Origin of the sequence: Streptomyces sp. NPDC005263 (genome assembly GCF_042872365.1) — a bacterium.
Lineage (GTDB): Bacteria > Actinomycetota > Actinomycetes > Streptomycetales > Streptomycetaceae > Streptomyces.
Genome location: NZ_JBIAKJ010000004.1, coordinates 84,396 through 102,131, shown reverse-complemented (window position 1 = coordinate 102,131; position 17,736 = coordinate 84,396). Strand labels below are relative to the sequence as shown.

The 17,736-nt window shown below is 71.3% G+C and carries 12 protein-coding genes; 9 read left to right on the top strand and 3 right to left on the bottom strand.

Features of this window, described 5'->3' with window-relative positions; translation table 11 throughout:
* Positions 1-53 precede the first annotated feature (53 nt).
* The 6 genes from ACFYRY_RS18980 to ACFYRY_RS18955 all read left to right on the top strand — a co-directional run bounded on the left by ACFYRY_RS18980 (position 54) and on the right by ACFYRY_RS18955 (position 6,242).
* Complete coding sequence (locus ACFYRY_RS18980; RefSeq protein ID WP_389146522.1) at positions 54-1,301, top strand: PotD/PotF family extracellular solute-binding protein; 1,248 nt, start codon at positions 54-56, stop codon at positions 1,299-1,301.
* Between the two features lie 5 nt (positions 1,302-1,306).
* Positions 1,307-2,479 carry an ABC transporter ATP-binding protein gene (locus ACFYRY_RS18975; RefSeq protein ID WP_389148333.1) on the top strand — a complete coding sequence of 391 codons (1,173 nt, stop codon included), beginning with the start codon at positions 1,307-1,309 and terminating at the stop codon, positions 2,477-2,479.
* Complete coding sequence (locus ACFYRY_RS18970) at positions 2,479-3,402, top strand: ABC transporter permease (RefSeq protein ID WP_389146519.1); 924 nt, start codon at positions 2,479-2,481, stop codon at positions 3,400-3,402. Before ACFYRY_RS18975 ends, ACFYRY_RS18970 begins: the two co-directional genes overlap by 1 nt.
* Positions 3,403-4,203, top strand: a complete 801-nt coding sequence (locus ACFYRY_RS18965; RefSeq protein WP_389146517.1) for an ABC transporter permease — start codon at positions 3,403-3,405, stop codon at positions 4,201-4,203.
* 32 nt (positions 4,204-4,235) lie between these two features.
* Positions 4,236-5,654, top strand: coding sequence for an NAD(P)/FAD-dependent oxidoreductase (locus tag ACFYRY_RS18960; protein ID WP_389146514.1), 1,419 nt, complete (start codon positions 4,236-4,238; stop codon positions 5,652-5,654).
* A 132-nt stretch (positions 5,655-5,786) separates the two neighbouring features.
* Positions 5,787-6,242 (top strand): hypothetical protein, encoded by a 456-nt coding sequence (locus tag ACFYRY_RS18955; protein ID WP_389146512.1) that lies wholly within the window; start codon positions 5,787-5,789, stop codon positions 6,240-6,242.
* Here ACFYRY_RS18955 and ACFYRY_RS18950 read toward each other — a convergent pair.
* Both ACFYRY_RS18950 and gabT read right to left on the bottom strand, forming a co-directional pair.
* Positions 6,239-6,835, bottom strand: coding sequence for a phosphatase PAP2 family protein (locus ACFYRY_RS18950; RefSeq protein ID WP_389146509.1), 597 nt, complete (start codon positions 6,833-6,835; stop codon positions 6,239-6,241). The genes ACFYRY_RS18955 and ACFYRY_RS18950 overlap by 4 nt on opposite strands.
* 387 nt (positions 6,836-7,222) lie before the next feature.
* Positions 7,223-8,557 (bottom strand): 4-aminobutyrate--2-oxoglutarate transaminase, encoded by a 1,335-nt coding sequence (gabT, locus tag ACFYRY_RS18945; RefSeq protein ID WP_389146506.1) that lies wholly within the window; start codon positions 8,555-8,557, stop codon positions 7,223-7,225.
* 351 nt (positions 8,558-8,908) lie between these two features.
* Between gabT and ACFYRY_RS18940 the strand changes: the two genes are divergently transcribed.
* The 3 genes from ACFYRY_RS18940 (at position 8,909) to ACFYRY_RS18930 (ending at position 14,586) form a co-directional block, all read left to right on the top strand.
* A complete protein-coding gene (locus tag ACFYRY_RS18940) occupies positions 8,909-11,035 on the top strand; it encodes an ATP-binding protein (RefSeq protein ID WP_389146503.1) in 2,127 nt (708 codons plus the stop codon).
* 105 nt (positions 11,036-11,140) lie between these two features.
* Positions 11,141-12,865 (top strand): PucR family transcriptional regulator, encoded by a 1,725-nt coding sequence (locus tag ACFYRY_RS18935; RefSeq protein WP_389146500.1) that lies wholly within the window; start codon positions 11,141-11,143, stop codon positions 12,863-12,865.
* 275 nt (positions 12,866-13,140) lie between these two features.
* The gene (locus ACFYRY_RS18930; RefSeq protein ID WP_389148330.1) at positions 13,141-14,586 is read left to right on the top strand and encodes an aldehyde dehydrogenase family protein; all 1,446 of its coding nucleotides are present in this window, start codon (positions 13,141-13,143) and stop codon (positions 14,584-14,586) included.
* A gap of 92 nt (positions 14,587-14,678) precedes the next feature.
* On the opposite strand, the gene ACFYRY_RS18925 is transcribed toward ACFYRY_RS18930, so the two are convergent.
* Positions 14,679-17,525: a glycoside hydrolase family 3 C-terminal domain-containing protein gene (locus tag ACFYRY_RS18925; protein ID WP_389146497.1), complete on the bottom strand. Its 2,847-nt coding sequence runs from the start codon at positions 17,523-17,525 to the stop codon at positions 14,679-14,681.
* Positions 17,526-17,736 lie beyond the last annotated feature (211 nt).

Sequence of the window (17,736 nt, the reverse complement as noted above, 5' to 3'; positions counted from 1 at the left end):
CCGCACACAAGGATTCTTGTCACCAGGGCATCTCCCGAAAGGGCATCACGCGCATGGAGCAGTACGAGCCCGACCGCCTGTCCCCGGCCCAGGTGGCCGCCATGCGGCGCAGTCTCAGGAACGGCAGGGCCGCCATGACCCGGCGGTCCGTGCTGCGCGCCTCCGCGGGCGGCGCGTTCGCGATCGGCGGTCTCGGGGCGCTGAGCGCCTGCGGCATCCCCGCCGCCGGGACCACCGAGGGCGGCGTCTCCGCGGACGACCACTCGGCGAAGGAGAAGACCGTCAACTTCTCCAACTGGACCGAGTACATGGACGTGGACAAGAGCGAGAAGCACCACCCCACGCTCGACCAGTTCACCGCTCGGACCGGCATCAAGGTCACGTACACCGAGGACATCAACGACAACAACGAGTTCTTCGGCAAGATCAAGCCGCAGCTCGCCGCCGGTCAGGACACCGGCCGTGACCTCATCGTCCTCACCGACTGGCTGGCCGGCCGACTCATCCGCCTGGGCTGGGTCCAGAAACTCGACGCGTCCAACCTCCCGCACGCCTACGCCAACCTGTCGGCCCAGTTCCGCAGCCCCGACTGGGACCCCGGCCGCGCCTACTCGTACGTGTGGCAGGGCATCTCGACGGTCATCGCCTACAACAAGAAGGCACTCGACGGCGTGGAGGTGAAGTCCCTCTCCGATCTGCTCGACAACCCGAAGCTCAAGGGCCGGGTCGGCTTCCTGTCGGAGATGCGCGACAGCGTCGGGATGACCCTGCTCGACATGGGCAAGGACCCGGCGACCTTCACGGCCGACGACTACGACGCGGTGATCGCCCGCCTCCAGAAGGCCGTCGACAAGGGCCAGATCCGCCGCTTCACCGGCAACGACTACACCTCCGACCTGACCAGCGGCGACTTCGCGGCCTGTGTCGCCTGGGCCGGTGACGTGGTCCAGCTCAAGGCGGACAGCCCGGACATCGACTTCCTGATCCCGGACAGCGGCTACATGACGTCGACCGACAACCTGCTGATCCCCAACAAGGCCCGGCACAAGACGAACGCCGAACGGCTCATCGACTACTACTACGAGCCGAAACCGGCCGCCGAGCTCGCCGCGTACATCAACTACGTGTGTCCCGTCGACGGAGTGAAGCCCGAGCTGGCGAAACTCGACAAGGACGCGGCGAACAACCCGCTGATCATCCCGGACAAGGCCATGGCCGCGAAGTCCCACGCCTTCCGCTCACTGAGCTCGAAGGAAGACACCGAGTTCGAAGAGAAGTTCGCGAAGCTGACTGGGGCGTGATCACCGTGAAGAGCACCGACAAGACCGACCACGGCGGCGACGTCCGCCTCTCGGGCATCAGCAAGACCTACGGCTCCTTCACCGCCGTACACCCACTCGACCTGACCGTCCCGCACGGCTCCTTCTTCGCCCTGCTCGGCGCCTCCGGCTGCGGCAAGACCACCACCCTGCGCATGATCGCGGGCCTGGAGGAACCTTCCTCCGGCACGGTCTTCCTCGGCGACCAGGAAGTCACCGACCTGCCGCCGTACAAGCGGCCGGTGAACACCGTCTTCCAGTCCTACGCCCTCTTCCCGCACCTCGACATCTTCGAGAACGTCGCCTTCGGCCTGCGCCGGCGCGGCATCAGGTCGGTGAAGAAGCAGGTCGAGGAGATGCTCGACCTGGTCCAGCTCGGCGAGCAGGCACGCAAGAAGCCGCACCAGCTCTCCGGCGGCCAGCAGCAGCGCGTCGCGGTGGCCCGCGCACTGATCAACACCCCCAAGGTGCTGCTCCTCGACGAGCCCCTCGGCGCCCTGGACCTCAAGCTGCGCCGCCAGATGCAGCTGGAGCTCAAGCGCATCCAGACCGAGGTCGGCATCACCTTCATCCACGTCACCCACGACCAGGAGGAGGCCATGACCATGGCCGACACGGTCGCCGTGATGAACGCGGGCCGCGTCGAACAGCTCGGCTCGCCCACCGACCTCTACGAGAACCCGAACACCACGTTCGTCGCCAACTTCCTCGGCACCTCCAACCTGATCGAGGCCGAGGTCGACTCCAGCAGCGGCGACGACATCGTCCTCAAGGCGGGCGGCGGCAAGCTGGTCCTGCCTCAGGCGCGTTGCGGCGCACCGACGACGACCGGCGGCAGGGTGCTGGTCGGGATCCGCCCGGAGAAGATCTCCCTCACCCACGCCGACCAGGCGGGCGAGATCCCCGAGGGCCGCAACCGGATCACCGGCAGGATCGCCGACTCCAGCTTCATCGGCGTGTCCACGCAGTACGTCATCGACTCGCCCGTCTGCCCCGAGTTCGAGGTGTACGCGCAGAACATCGACCGCGACGCCCGGCTGGTGCCCGGCGCCGAGGTCGTCCTGCACTGGAACCCCGCGCACACCTTCGGGCTCGACGCGGCCCAGGACATCGACGCCGGCATCGACGCCGGCATCGACACGGCGGAAGAGGCGGCCTGATGGCGACGCTCACCGAGACGCCTCCCCTGGCGCCCGCCCCGCAGCACAAGCCCCCGCGTAAACGCGGGCGCCTCGTGCCGTACTGGCTCCTGCTGCCCGGCATCCTGTGGCTGCTGGTCTTCTTCGCGCTGCCGATGATCTACCAGGCCTCCACGTCCGTGCAGACGGGCTCCCTGGAGGAGGGCTACAAGGTCACCTGGCACCTCGCGACCTACTGGGACGCGCTGAGCGAGTACTGGCCGCAGTTCCTGCGCTCGGTCCTGTACGCCGGAGCCGCCACGATCCTGTGCCTGGCCCTCGGCTACCCGCTGGCCTATCTGATCGCCTTCCGCGCGGGCCGCTGGCGGAACCTGATCATGATCCTGGTGATCGCGCCGTTCTTCACCAGCTTCCTGATCCGCACGCTCGCCTGGAAGACGATCCTCGCGGACGGCGGCCCGGTCGTCGGGGCGCTCAACACGCTGCACGTCCTGGACGTCACCAACTGGCTCGGCTGGACCTCCGGCGACCGCGTGCTGGCCACGCCACTTGCCGTCGTCTGCGGTCTGACGTACAACTTCCTGCCGTTCATGATCCTGCCGCTGTACAGCTCGCTGGAGCGCATCGACGGGCGCCTGCACGAGGCGGCGGGCGACCTGTACGCCAAGCCGTGGACCACCTTCCGCAAGGTGACCTTCCCGCTGTCGATGCCGGGGGTCGTCTCCGGCACGCTGCTGACCTTCATCCCGGCGGCCGGTGACTACGTCAACGCCGAACTGCTGGGCTCGACCGACACCCGCATGATCGGAAACGTCATCCAGACGCAGTTCCTGCGGATCCTGGACTATCCGACGGCCGCGGCCCTCTCGTTCATCCTCATGGCCGGAATCCTTCTCATGGTCACGTTCTACATCCGCAGGTCCGGGACGGAGGATCTGGTCTAAATGCCCTTCGTCAACTGGCTCAAGCGCCATCTGGTCGTCATCGCCGGACTGGTCACACTCGGATATCTCCTGCTGCCCAACGTCGTCGTCACGGTGTTCTCCTTCAACAAACCGAAGGGGCGCTTCAACTACGCGTGGCAGCAGTTCTCCACGGACGCGTGGAAGGACCCCTGCGGGGTCGCCGGCATGTGCGGTTCGCTGTCGATCAGTCTGCAGATCGCCTTCTGGGCGACCATCGGCGCCACCGTCCTCGGCACCATGATCGCCTTCGCGCTGGTCCGCTACCGGTTCCGTGCCCGGGGCACCGTCAACTCGCTGATCTTCCTGCCCATGGCCATGCCCGAGGTCGTCATGGCGGCCTCGCTGCTGACCCTGTTCCTCAACCTGGGCGCGCAACTGGGCTTCTGGACGATCCTGATCGCGCACATCATGTTCTGCCTCAGCTTCGTCGTCGTCGCCGTGAAGGCGCGCGTGATGTCGATGGACCCGCGCCTGGAGGAAGCCGCCCGGGACCTGTACGCCGGTCCCGCCCAGACCTTCCTGCGGGTCACCCTGCCCATCGCGGCGCCCGGAATCGCGGCGGGCGCGCTGCTGTCCTTCGCGCTCTCCTTCGACGATTTCATCATCACGAACTTCAACGCGGGCTCGACCGTCACCTTCCCCATGTTCGTCTGGGGCTCGGCACAGCGCGGCACGCCCGTCCAGATCAATGTCATCGGTACGGCCATGTTCCTCGTCGCCGTGCTGCTCGTCCTGGCCTCGATGGTCGTCGGCAATCGCCGCAACAGGCAGAAGGCATAGGGCCCCCTGAGACCCCGTAGGGAGTTGGAATCATGGCCGCAGGAGCCATGAGCCGTTGGACCACGTCACTTTCCGATGCCCAGCCCGTCCCGTACTGGCTGGACGACCCCGGCAAACCGCGCCCCGAGCCCGCGCTCACCGGCGTCGAGACCTGCGACCTGCTGGTCGTCGGCGGCGGCTACAGCGGACTGTGGACCGCGCTCCTCGCCAAGGAACGCGACCCCGGGAGGAACGTGGTCCTCCTGGAGGGCCGTGAGGTGGGCTGGGCCGCCTCCGGCCGCAACGGAGGCTTCTGCGCCGCCTCCCTCACCCACGGCCTGCCCAACGGTCTGGCCCGCTGGCCGGGCGAGATCCACAAACTCCAGGAGCTGGGCGCCCGCAACCTCGACGAGATCGAGGAGTCGGTCGCCCGGCACGACCTGGACTGCGACTTCGAGCGCACCGGCGAGATCGACGTGGCGACCGAGACGTACCAGGCGTGCGAACTGCGCGACTGGTACCAGCGGATGCGGCGCGAGGGCCTCGCCGAGGGCGTGGAGTTCCTGGACGCCGAGGCGGTACGGGACCAGGTGGCCTCCCCGACCTTCCAGGCGGGCCTCCACGACCGCCGGGGCGTGGCCATGCTCCACCCGGCGAAACTCGCCTGGAACCTGAAGCGGGCGTGTGTCCGGCTCGGCGTCCGCGTCCACGAGCACACCCCCGCCCTCACCCTGAAGCCGTACGGCGCCGGGATGGCCGTACAGACTCCGTACGGCGAGGTCCGTGCCCGCGAGGTCGCGCTCGGCACGAACATCTTCCCCAGCCTGGTCAGGCGGGTGCGGGCGTACACGGTCCCGGTCTACGACTACGCGCTGATGACCGAGCCGCTGACCGCCGGCCAGCTCGCCTCGATCGGCTGGAAGAACAGGCAGGGGCTGGGGGACAGCGCCAACCAGTTCCACTACTTCAGGCTTTCGGCGGACAACCGCGTCCTGTGGGGCGGCTACGACGCGATCTACCCGTACGGCGGCCGGGTGCGCGCCGAGTTCGACGACCGCCCGCAGACCTACGCCAAGCTCGCCGGGCACTTCTTCACCTGCTTCCCGCAACTGGAGGACGTCCGCTTCACCCACGCGTGGGGCGGCGCGATCGACACCTGCTCGCGCTTCTCGGCGTTCTACGGCACGGCCCACCACGGAAAGGTGGCGTACGCGGCGGGCTACACCGGCCTCGGGGTCGGGGCCACCCGGTTCGGCGCCCAGGTGATGCTGGACCTGCTGGCGGGGGAGTCCACGGAGCGCACCTCGCTCGAAATGGTCCGCAAGAAACCGCTGCCGTTCCCGCCCGAGCCCTTCGCCTGGACGGGCATCGCCCTCACCAAGTGGTCGCTGGCCCGGGCGGACGCGCACGGCGGCCGGCGCAATCTGTGGCTGCGGACGATGGACCGCCTGGGCCTGGGCTTCGACAGCTGAGCCGAAGGACGGGGTGGGCGATCGGCGATCCGGTTCACTCCAAGGTGGCGCCGGAACCGGCGTAATGCATGCCGGGGGCCGCCCTCTCTCTCGTGACGCGAACCGCGTCCACGGAGAACAGGGAGGTCCCTCATGACTGCGGCGAAGACGGCGGTGGACTGGCTCGCATCCGCCGCGCCCGACCCCGAGGTGTGCCGCTGGGAGTGGGAGCGCAGCCCTCTCGGGGTCGCCCTCCTGCCCGCCGGCCGGGCCTGGGACGTGCTGATCCTGCCGGGCGAACTCGGCTGTCCCACCCTCGACGTCGTCACCCGCGTCCTCGGCCGGCCGGGCCCGGTGCTCGTCGACTCCGGCGACGCCCGGACGGGCTTCCTGGTCCCGCCGGGCACCGCGGACCACTGGCTCGGCACGGGCATCCGTACGGCGGGCGCCGGGACCTGGATCGTCGTGCCGTACCCGGGGCGCTCGACCGGCAGGGTCCGCTGGCTGATCACCCCCGACGGCTCCGGCACCCTCACCGACCCGGCTCTCCTCGAACTGGCCATGCACGAGGCGGCGGCGGGCCTGGCGAGGGTGGGGAGTGGTGACTAGGGGGTGTCCGGGACGCGGCGGTCCGTGCGTCGGCCTGCGGGCGTTCTCCGCCCGAGGAACAGCCACAGCGACGAGAGCAGCACCGTGCACAGGCACCAGCTGGCCACGACGTCCAGTGGCCAGTGGTAGCCGTGGCGGACCAGGCCGAAGGAGACGCCCAGGACGAGCAGCGCGCAGGTGGCGAGGAGGACACGACGGGCGGGGGCGCGCAGCCGGGGCAGCAGGAGCAGGGTCGCGGAGCCGTAGGCGAGGGCGGCCGTGGCGGTGTGACCGGAGGGGAAGTAGCCGGTGGCGGGGGGTACGGCCGGGGTGCCCGGACGGGCGACGAGTTCCTTCAGCGGGACGATCAGGGCCGGGGCCAGGGCCATCAGGAGGGCGGCGGCGGTGGCCGGCACCCACCAGCGGTCTGTACCAGCTCGGCGGGAGCGCCAGGCGATCTGGACCAGGACGACGACCAGGACCGGGACCGCCACCTGGACATTGCCCAGGTCGGAGAGGAACTGGGAGAAGCGGTCCGGGTGGACCAGGGCACGGCTGACGCGCTCGTCCACCCGCACCAGGGGGCCGTCGACGACGACCTGCCAGGTGATCAACGCGAAGAGGAGGGCCGGAAGGCCGAGAATCCCGAGAAGGAGGAAGGAGGCCGGCCGCCCCGGAACAGGGGGGGTGGTTCCGGGGCGGCCGATCGGATCGGATGGTCGCGCGCCCCGGGGGGTTTGGGGCGAGCGACTGTCCGATCGGTGAGGAGATCCGGAGCCAGAGGCCCCGTTTGTGTGCGCGAGGGCACGACCAGGTCGAAGCTGGGGAGGCCTCAACCTGAACTCGCCCGCAGTTCCCTGCGGACGGGGTGTATCTCTCATCTGGGTAGAACCTACGGCAGGGGGTGGGCGGAGGACAGGCCGAATCGAGCCCTGTCATCTACCTCGCACACTCTCTTCACACCGTCTGCCGTTGGTGCGATCAGGTGTGCGAGGCGACCGTCAGATGCGCGCGAAAGCCTGCTCGATGATGTCCAGGCCCTCGTTCAGCAGATCCTCGCCGATGACCAGCGGCGGCAGGAAGCGCAACACGTTGCCGTAGGTGCCACAGGTCAGGACCAGCAGGCCCTCCTGGTGGCAGGCCTTGGCCAGCGCGGCCGTCGCCGACGGGTTCGGCTCCTTCGTCGTACGGTCCTCGACCAGCTCGATGGCGATCATCGCGCCGCGGCCGCGGATGTCGCCGATGATGTCGAACTTCTCGGCCATGGCACCCAGACGGGCCTTCATCGTCGCCTCGATCGCCTTCGCCCGGGCGTTGAGGTCGAGCTCCTTCATCGTCTCGATCGAGCCCAGCGCGCCCGCGCAGGCGACCGGGTTGCCGCCGTAGGTGCCGCCCAGGCCGCCCGCGTGTGCGGCGTCCATGATCTCGGCGCGGCCGGTCACCGCGGCCAGCGGCAGGCCGCCGGCGATGCCCTTCGCCGTGGTGATCAGGTCCGGGACGATCCCCTCGTCCTCGCAGGCGAACCACTGGCCGGTGCGGCAGAACCCGGACTGGATCTCGTCGGCGACGAAGACGATGCCGTTGTCGGCGGCGAACTGCCTGAGGGCGGGCAGGAAGCCGGTCGCCGGCTCGATGAAGCCGCCCTCGCCGAGCACCGGCTCGATGATGATCGCGGCCACGTTGTCCGGGCCGACCTGCTTGGTGATCTGGTCGATGGCCTGCGCGGCGGCCTCCGGACCCGCGTTCTCCGGACCGGTCGGCCAGCGGTAGCCGTAGGCCATCGGCATCCGGTAGACCTCGGGCGCGAACGGGCCGAAGCCGTGCTTGTACGGCATGTTCTTCGCGGTCAGCGCCATGGTGAGGTTGGTGCGGCCGTGATAGCCGTGGTCGAAGACGACGACCGCCTGGCGCTTGGTGTACGCGCGGGCGATCTTGACGGCGTTCTCGACGGCCTCGGCGCCACTGTTGAACAGGGCGCTCTTCTTGGCGTGGTCACCCGGCGTGAGCTCGGCGAGGGCCTCGGCGACCTCCACGTAGCCCTCGTACGGGGTGACCATGAAACAGGTGTGGGTGAAGTCGGCGAGCTGGGCGGAGGCCCGGCGTACGACGGCTTCGGCGGAGGCGCCGACGGACGTGACCGCGATGCCGGAGCCGAAGTCGATCAGGCGGTTGCCGTCCACGTCCTCGATGATCCCGCCGCCCGCGCGGGCGGTGAACACGGGCAGCACGGAGCCCACACCGGCCGCGACCGTGGCAATACGGCGGGCCTGCAACTCCTGCGACTTCGGGCCGGGGATGGCGGTGACGACGCGGCGCTCCTGCGGAAGTGCGGTCATGAGAGCTCCCTGAAGATCTTGCTGGCCGGAGATTCCGGATGGGCGTCTTTCGGACGCTTGAGGTCTGTTCTCGAGGTCTTTTCTCGCAGGCTAGGACGGGGGGTGAGCGTCGGGCATGCTCCATGTGGGCGGTTTCGACGATGCCCATTGTCCGCCGTGGACATAGCGAGGGACATCGCGAGGGACATCGTGCTGGACACGGCGCTGGACGGGCGGTGGACGAGGTGGTGGATCCGGCGGCAGAACCGCCGAGCATCGGTCACCCGGCCGGGTAACCGTGAACTCCCCTTCCAGGGGCGTTAGATTGACTCGCTGATGGTGGACGGAACGGCTGGTCAAGGGGCGAGGGCGATGGACAGCGACGGGACGCACGACGCGCGGGGTACGCATGCGAACCCGGTGCCACGTCCCGCGGGGCCACCGGAGGTGCCCGCGATGCCCCCGCGGCCTCCCGCGGGACCGGGCGTGCCGCCGATGCCGGACGGGTCGGCCTTCCTCACCTGGCTGCGGACACCCCGCCCGGAGGCGGCGCCGGGCATGTGGCGGTTCGGGCACCGGCCCCGCCCCGAGGAGGAACCCGAGCAGATCCCGACGCGGCAGCTGCTCAGCGGCGCGTTGATCGCGTTCCTGGTGGGCTGGCTGGTCTGGTCCCTGCTGTGGAACGGCTACCTCGGCGGCTGGTGGGTGGTGCCCCTGGAACTGTTCACCCCGGACTCCTGGCGGCACAGTGACGACCGGGTCGGCAACGCGATCCTCTGGTACGGCTACTACGTCCTGATCGCCCTCACGATCATGCTCGTGGTCGGCCGTCTCGGCCGCTGGGGCGAGATCTGGCGCCGCTTCGGCCCGCCCGCCTGGAGCCCGGCCGTCCCGACGACCGAACGCGTCCCCACCCCCGAGCAGGACCCCGCCGAGTGGCCCCAGCTGCGGGCCGCCGGCGCCGCGGACGCCGCCGAACGGCTCGCCGCCGAGGCCCGCGCCGGGCTGATGCGGGATGTCGACCACGCCCGGATCACCCGCGCCTGGCAGGGCGTACGCAGCGGCCGGCACAGCCTCGCCACCTTCACCGGCGCCGTCCTCCAGGAGGGGGCCCGCGCCTGCCCGCACCCCTCCGGCGAACGCGACCTGCCGACCCGGCTGGCCCGCCACGACCTGGTCACCGGCCAGGTACGCCTGGGCACCACGGCCGACGACGCCCGCAACCCGTACGCCTACCGCGGCACCGGCCTCGGCCTGGGGCCCGACCTGCTCGGCACCTCGCTGCTCGCCGTCGGACCGGCCGGCTCCGGCAAGACCGGGACCGTCGTGCGTCCGCTCACCGAGTCCCTGTGCCTGCACGCGCTCGCCGGCCGGGCGGCCGTCGTCGTGGTCGGCGCCGCGGGCGCGGGGCTCGGCCCGGCCGACTCCTACGACGTCGTCGTCCAGATCGGGAACCCGGACTCCGTCTACGACCTCGACCTGTACGGCGGGACCAGCGACCCGGACGAGGCCGCGGCCGTGCTCGCCGAGGCGCTCGTCGGCGACCTCGCCGAACCCCACCAGGGCGGGGACACCCGCCGGTCCACCACCGTCCTGGCCCAGCTCCTCGGACCGTTCCGGGCGGTCCACGGACGCTTCCCGTCCGTACCGGAGCTGCGGCAGCTCCTCGACGGCGCCGCGGCGCCCCTGGCCGCGCTGCGCCAGGGGCTCCAGGACGCCGGGCAGGAGTCACTGCTGCGTGAACTGGACGCGCGGGAGCGGCAGATGAACCACCCGGGGGACGTCGGCGGGATCCTCGCCGACCGGGTCGCGCTGCTCGACCGGCCGGCCTTCGCCGGGTTCTTCGACACCTCAGGACAGTCCCGGCCCTTCTCGCTGAAGGCGGTGGACCACCCGGTGCGGGTGCGCGTCGACCTGCCCCAGCGTGGGCACGCCGACGCCTCGAAGATGCTGGCGCGGCTGGTCCTGGCACAGTTCACGGCGAGCGTCGCGGTACGGGAGGACCGGTCCCTGTTCGCCTGCCTGGTGCTCGACGACGCGACCGGCGTGGTGACACCCGAGGCGGTGCGGGGCATCCAGCGGCTGCGGTCGGGCAACGCCGGGGTCGTGCTGACCCTGCGCACCCTGGACGACGTGCCGAGGCCGCTGCGCGGGCCGCTGCTCGGGGCCACCGGCTGCCGGATGGCGCTGTCCGGGCTCACCCCGTGGGACGGGCAGGACTTCGCCGAGGTGTGGGGCAAGGAGTGGATCGACGCCACCGACGTCACGGACCGGCAGATCATCGCCGAGACCCCGGCCGGCAAGGCGCTCCACATGGTCCGACGGGTGATCACCGGCAAGGCGCCGACCGCGCGGGCCGTGACCGTGCGGCAGGTCGAGCGGGAGCGGTGGTCCGCGTCCGAACTGGCGCACGGGGTCCCGCCGGGGCACGCGGTGCTGTCGCTGACGAACGTGAAGGGGGAGCACGCGCCGCCGCTGCTGGTCGATCTGCGGGGCTGAGGTGACGCACCGACCGTACAGTGAGGCAGAATCACCATAGGTCGTTCATACATGGCGGCCAAAAGATCATAAAGATCACAACGGTCACACATACCTGAAGGCCTCATGCCCCCGACGCTCGCCTCGCTCGTCCATCACTCCGCGCTCAAGCTCACCGTGCGCGCGGGCGGCGATCGCCTGGACGTCCCGGTCCGCTGGGCACACCCCAGCGAACTCGCCGACCCCGTGCCCTACATGGAGGGCGGGGAACTGCTGCTGATCACCGCGCTGAAGCTGGACGCCGAGGACCCCGAGACCATGCGGAGTTATGTGCGGCGGCTGGTCGGGGCGGGCGTCGCCGGACTCGGGTTCGCGGTCGGGGTCAACTACGAGGACATTCCCAAGGCACTGGTCGAGGCCGCCGAGCAGGAGGGGCTGCCGCTGCTGGAAGTGCCGCGGCGCACCCCGTTCCTCGCCATCAGCAAGGCCGTCTCGGCGGCGATCGCGGCCGACCAGTACCGGGCGGTGACCGCGGGCTTCGCCGCACAGCGCGAGCTGACCCGGCAGACCCTCACCGACGGCCCGGAGGGACTGCTCGCCGCGCTCGCCTCCCAGGTGGACGGATGGGCGGCGCTCTACGACGCCTCGGGCGCCGTCGTCGCCACCGCGCCGGAGTGGGCGGGCCGTCGCGCCGCCAAGCTGACCGCGGACGTCGAGCGGCTGCGGGAGCGGCCCGCGCCCGCCTCGTCGGTGGTGGGCGGCCCCCAGCACGAGGACCGGATCGAACTGCACTCGCTGGGCACCGGCCGTCGGCCGCGGGCCGCGCTGGCCGTGGGCACCGCCGCCGCGCTCGGTACGGCCGAGCGGTACGCCCTGCACTCGGCCATCGCCCTGCTGACGCTCACCACGGAACGCTCACGGTCCTTGCACGCGGCCGAGCAGCGGGTCGGGGCGGCGGTGCTGCGCATGCTGCTCGCCGGTGAGCCCGACCACGCGCGGGCGGTCGCCGGGGACCTGTACGGGGAGTTGCTCGACGCACCGTTCCGGATGATCGTCGCCGAGTCGGCCTCCGCCGCGTCGGCCGCGCGGGTGCAGGCCGACAGCCACGCGCGCGTGCCGCTCACCAAGTCGACCGCGGCGACGCTGGCCGCCGCCGACGCCCAGGGCGATCCGCTGGGCTCGCTCACCGAGGTCCTGGAGTCGGCGGCCGCGCGGTCCGGGGAGACGGTGCTGGTCGTGCCCCAGGGGGACGGCGAGGGGAAGCGGCTGGTGGCGCTGGCCGCGGACCGGGGCGCGGCGGTGGCCGCGTGCGCGGAGTACGCGACCGCGCTGGAGGCCGCGCGGGAGGGGAGCGACGCGGCGGCGGAGCAGACGGCCGACGCGGGACCCGGTTCCGGATCCGGAGCGGGGACCGTCGGGTACGAGGACGAGCTGGTCGTGGGGATGTCGGCGCCGGCCGGGCCGATCGCGGCCGCCGCCGCGTACAAGCAGGCCGAGCAGGCGTTGTCGGTGGCCCGGCGGCGGGGCTGGGTGTGTGTCGAGCACGAGCAGATGGCGGCGGGGTCGGTGGTGCCGTTGCTCGCGGACGACGCGGTGCGGGCCTTCGCGGACGGCTTGCTGCGGGCCCTGCACGACCATGACGCCCGGGGCCGGGGGGACCTGGTGGCCTCCCTGCGGGCGTGGCTGTCGCGGCACGGCCAGTGGGACGCGGCGGCCGCGGACCTGAAGGTCCACCGGCACACCTTGCGGTACCGGATGCGGCGGGTGGAGGAGATCCTGGGGCGGTCGCTGGACGACCCGGACGTGCGGATGGAGCTGTGGCTGGCACTGAAGGCGACGTCGTCGGAGTAGGAGGCGGCGGGAGGCCGGAGGGCGACGGGGCGGCGGGAAGCCGGAGGGCGACGGGGCGGCGGGAAGCCGGAGTGTGAAGTGGCGGCGGGAGGCCGGAGTGTGAGGCGGCGAAGGCCGGAGTGTGAAGACCCCACCCTGCCAATCTGGCGCACTGTCGGACCCTGTCACTCCACCCCGGCCAACCACCGTCCGCCCGCCCCCGTCCTACCGTGGAACCCACGCACCACCCACCCCCAACGCGGAAGGGCCGGGACTCGCACATGCCCAACGACACTGTGGTGGCCACCCACGCCTTCTGGCTCGCCGGCCGTCAGACCACCGGCGAGGACACCTTCGCCGTCACCTCCCCCTGGGACGGCCGTCTCGTCGGCGAGGTCGCCCTGCCGACCGACGCCCAGATCGAAGAGGCCGTGGCCGCCGCGTACGCCGTCCGCGAGGACTTCGCCGCCACCCCGGCCCACGTACGCGCCGCCGCCCTCGACCACGTCAGCAGGCGCCTCGTCGAGCGCACCGAGGAGATCGCCGGGCTGATCTCCGCCGAGAACGGCAAGCCGGTCAAGTGGGCGCGCGGCGAGGTCGGACGGGCCGTCTCCGTCTTCCGGTTCGCGGCCGAGGAGGCCCGGCGCTTCAACGGCGGCGAGGCCCAGCGGCTGGACACCGACGCCGGCGGCCAAGGGCGCCTCGCCCTCACCCGCCGCTTCCCGAAGGGTGTCGTGCTCGGCATCGCGCCCTTCAACTTCCCGCTCAACCTGTGCGCCCACAAGATCGCCCCGGCGATCGCGGCCGGCGCGCCGATCATCCTGAAGCCGGCGCCCGCCACCCCGCTCTCCGGTCTGGTCATCGGCGAGCTGCTGGCCGAGACCGACCTCCCGGCCGGCTCCTGGAGCGTCCTGCCCGTCCCGAACGACCGGATGCAGGACCTCGTCCAGGACGAGCGGCTCCCCGTGATCTCCTTCACCGGCTCCGAGAAGGTCGGCTACGCGATCATGGACTCGGTGCCCCGCAAGCACTGCACCCTGGAACTCGGCGGCAACGGGGCCGCCGTCGTCCTCGGCGACTACGCCTCCGACGCCGACCTCGACTGGGCCGCCACCCGTATCGCCACCTTCTCCAACTACCAGGGCGGCCAGTCCTGCATCTCCGTGCAGCGGGTGATCGCGGACGCCGCCGTGTACGACCGTCTCCTGCCGCGGGTCGTCGCCGCCGTCGAGGCCCAGGTCACCGGTGACCCGAGCGACGACAAGACCGACGTCGGGCCGCTGGTCAGCGAGGACGCGGCGAAGCGGGTCGAGGCGTGGGTGCGGGAGGCCGTCGAGGCCGGGGCCCGGCTCCTGACCGGCGGCGAGCGGGACGGCGCCTCGTACGCGCCGACCGTCCTGACCGACGTACCGGCCGACACGACCATCTCCTGCGAGGAGGTCTTCGGGCCCGTCCTCACGATGCGGAAGGTGGACGGGGAGGCGGAGGCCTTCGCCGCCGTCAACGACTCCAAGTACGGCCTCCAGGCGGGTGTGTTCACCCACGACCTCCAGGCAGCCTTCCGCGCCCACCGCGCGCTGGAGGTCGGCGGTGTCGTCATCGGCGACGTGCCGTCCTACCGCGCCGACCAGATGCCGTACGGCGGCGCCAAGCAGTCCGGAGTGGGCCGCGAGGGCGTGAAGTTCGCGATGGACGACTACACCTACGAGCGCGTCCTGGTGCTGACGGGCCTCGCCCTCTGAGCAGCGGGATCTCCTGGTAGATCCCCGAAGGGGCCCGGCACCGATGCCTTCCGGTGCCGGGCCCCTTCTCTGTGCCGGCGTCCTCCGGACCCTCAACCGGAGAAGCCGACGTGCGCGAGCCGCAGAGCGCCGCGCAGTCTGAGGTGGACGTCCCGCACGCCCTCGGCGGTCATCGCGGCGCCGAGGGTGGTGTAGTCGTAGGGTCCGCTCCCGGGCGCGTCCGCCGTGAGGACGGCCCCCGAAGGGCCGCCGTCGAGGGAGATCTCCACCGTGCCCTGGCCCGCCACCGACACGGTCACCGCGCTCGCTCCGGCACCGAAGTCGCAGGAACGGTAGACCAGTTCACCGGTGCGGCCCGGCGCCGCCGTCACCGCGTCGCCGCGGGCCTTCGAGCGGTCCACGATGTCCACGCCGCTCTGCTCGTCGAAGTCGGCCGCGTCCAGGCCCCGTTCGAGCACGGCACGCGGGGCGGCGGGCTCGCCGTCGAGACGCACCGTCGTACGCAGTCGGACGTCCTCGCTGGAAGCGCCGGCCATGAGCTCGTAGTCCCCCGGCTCCAGCCGCGGGCGGCCCTGTGCCACGTCCCAGAACTCCAGCGCGGACAGCGGGACTTCGAAGGAGAGGTCCGTTCGCTCGCCGGGTGCGAGCGTCACCCGGCGGTGCGCCACCAGCTCGCGGCGCGGGCGGGGGACGGACGCGTCCACGGCGCGGGTGTAGAGCTGGGCCACCTCGTCGGCCGTCACCTCACCGGAGTTGGTGACCGTGAAGGAGACATGCAGGGCGTCGGCGGCGACCCGCACCGCCAGATCGCCGTACGCGAAGGACGCGTACGACAGTCCGTGGCCGAACGGGAACAGCGGTGTGCCCTCGAAGTAGAGGTACGTCTGGCGGGCGCCGATCACGTCGTAGTCGAGCAGACCGGGCAGGTCGGCGTCGTCGGCGTACCAGGTCTGCGGGAGCCGGCCCGCGGGCGAGACGTCGCCGGCCAGTACCCGGGCCAGCGCGGTGCCGGCCGCCTGGCCGCCGTGCGCCGTCCACAGCACGGCGGGCAGGGCCGCGGTGTCGACCGCGTACGGGTAGGCGGAGGTCAGCGCGAGCACGGTGTCCGGGTTCGCCGCGCGGGCGGCGCGCAGCAGCCGCTCCTGCTGGGCGGGCAGCCGCAGGGTCGTGCGGTCCTCGGTCTCGCGGCCGTTGATGTGCGGGTCGTTGCCCGCGACCACCACCACCACGTCCGCCGCCGCCGCGACCCGGGTCACCGCGTCCTCGGCGCTTTCGACGACGACGACCTCGAACGTTTCCGGGTTCTCGTCGGCAACCCTTGCTCCGTCGGCGGCGACCGACACAGGGCGACCCGTACCGAGGTGCCTGAGGAGGTGTCCCATCCCGTGGGGTTCACGTGGTTCCAGCCGGAACGTCTCCTGGACGACCCAGCCTCCCGGCTGGTCGGCGGAGGCGCGCAGCCGGCCGTCCTCGGCGACCGAGATGTAGCGGCCGTCGGGTGCGCGCAGGGTCAGCACGCCCTCGCCCCAGTCGACGAGGGCGAGCTCGGTGCCGGCCGCGTCGGTGGTGAGCGCGGGCAGGTCCGTGCGGCCCGCGAGCAGCGCCGGGTCCAGGGCGCCCTCAGCGCCGCGCACCTCGTCGGAGACGCCCTCGGCCTCGGGCACGTGCAGAAACCTACCGGCGGAGGTCTTCAGCAGGACCCGGTCCACGCCCTCCGCGAACTGGACGCGCTCGGCGCCGAACCGCTCGTACAGGCCCTCCAGCGGGGTCGAGCGGTGGATGAGGGTGCCGCTGTACCAGTCGAGCTTGCACTCGTCGGCGAGCAGACCGACCACCGCGATCCGGGTGCCCGGGGCCAGCGGCAGCACGCCGTCGTTCTTCAGCAGCACGACCGCCTGCTCGGCGGCCTCCTGGGCGAGCGCGCGATGCTGGGGGGTGTCGAAGTCGCGGACGTCCGCGTACGGGTCGTCCTGCGGGTCGAACTCGCCGAGCCTGAAGCGGACGGAGAGCTGGCGGCGCACCGCCGCGTCGATGTCGGACTCGGTCAACAGGCCCTGCTCCAGAGCGCCTTGGACCCGCCGGACGATCTGCGAACTGTCCGTGCCGTGATCGGTGAAGCTGTCCACCCCGGCCAGCAGCGCGGCCGCGGTGGCCTCCTCGTGGGTGTCGAAGTAGTGCTCCGAGTCGACCAGGTTGGTGGGCGCGCCCGCGTCCGAGCAGACCAGCAGCTCCTCGTCGGTCCAGGTGCGCAGGTGCTCGCGCAGATGGGGCGAGACATGGTTCGGGCGGCCGTTGACCAGGTTGTACGCCGGCATCACCCCGGCCGTGGCGCCCGCCTCGACCGTCTCGCGGAACGCCCGCAGGTCGTACTCGTGCAGGACCCGCGGGCGAACCGAACTCGACGTGGTGGCGCGGTCCGTCTCGTTGTTGTGCGCGAGCCAGTGCTTGAGCACCGGCGCGGTGAGCCAGTACGTCGGATGGTCGCCGCGCAGACCACGCGTGTACGCGGTGGCGATGGCGGAGGTGAGTTTCGGGTCCTCCGAGTAGCCCTCCTCGTTACGGCCCCACAGCGGATGCCGGAGCAGGTTCACCGTCGGCGCCCAGACGTTGAGGCCGACCCGGTCGTCGCGGGCGCGCATCGCGCGGGTCTCCTTGGCCACGGCCTCGCCGACCCGTCGTACGAGATCGGTGTTCCAGGTCGCGCCGAGGCCCACGGCCTGCGGGAACACCGTCGCCGGGCCCATCCACGCCACGCCGTGCAGGGCCTCCTGGCCGGTGCGGAAGGCGGCGATGCCGAGCCGCTCGACGGCCGGGGTGAACTGGTGCAGGAAGCTCACCTTCTCGTCGAGGGTCAGCCGCGACAGCAGGTCGTCGATGCGCTTCGCGAACGGCAGGGCCGGATCGCGGAAAGGCGGCGTAGGCGGCGTTTGTGCGGTCACGTGGGGTTCCCCTTGCGATGGAGCGGCGGGCGCTTTCGAAGCGCTTCGATGCTCATTCGGCACGGGGGTGGGTGTCAAGACATCCCGGGGCGGCAAGTCCGGACTGCCGCCGACATTTCAAGTCACGTAAGACCTCGGTTGTTTACTCCACGCCAGGCAGGAATCTTGGGGACGACTCTTGTGCACCCCTGGGTGTTCACTTAATCTCGCA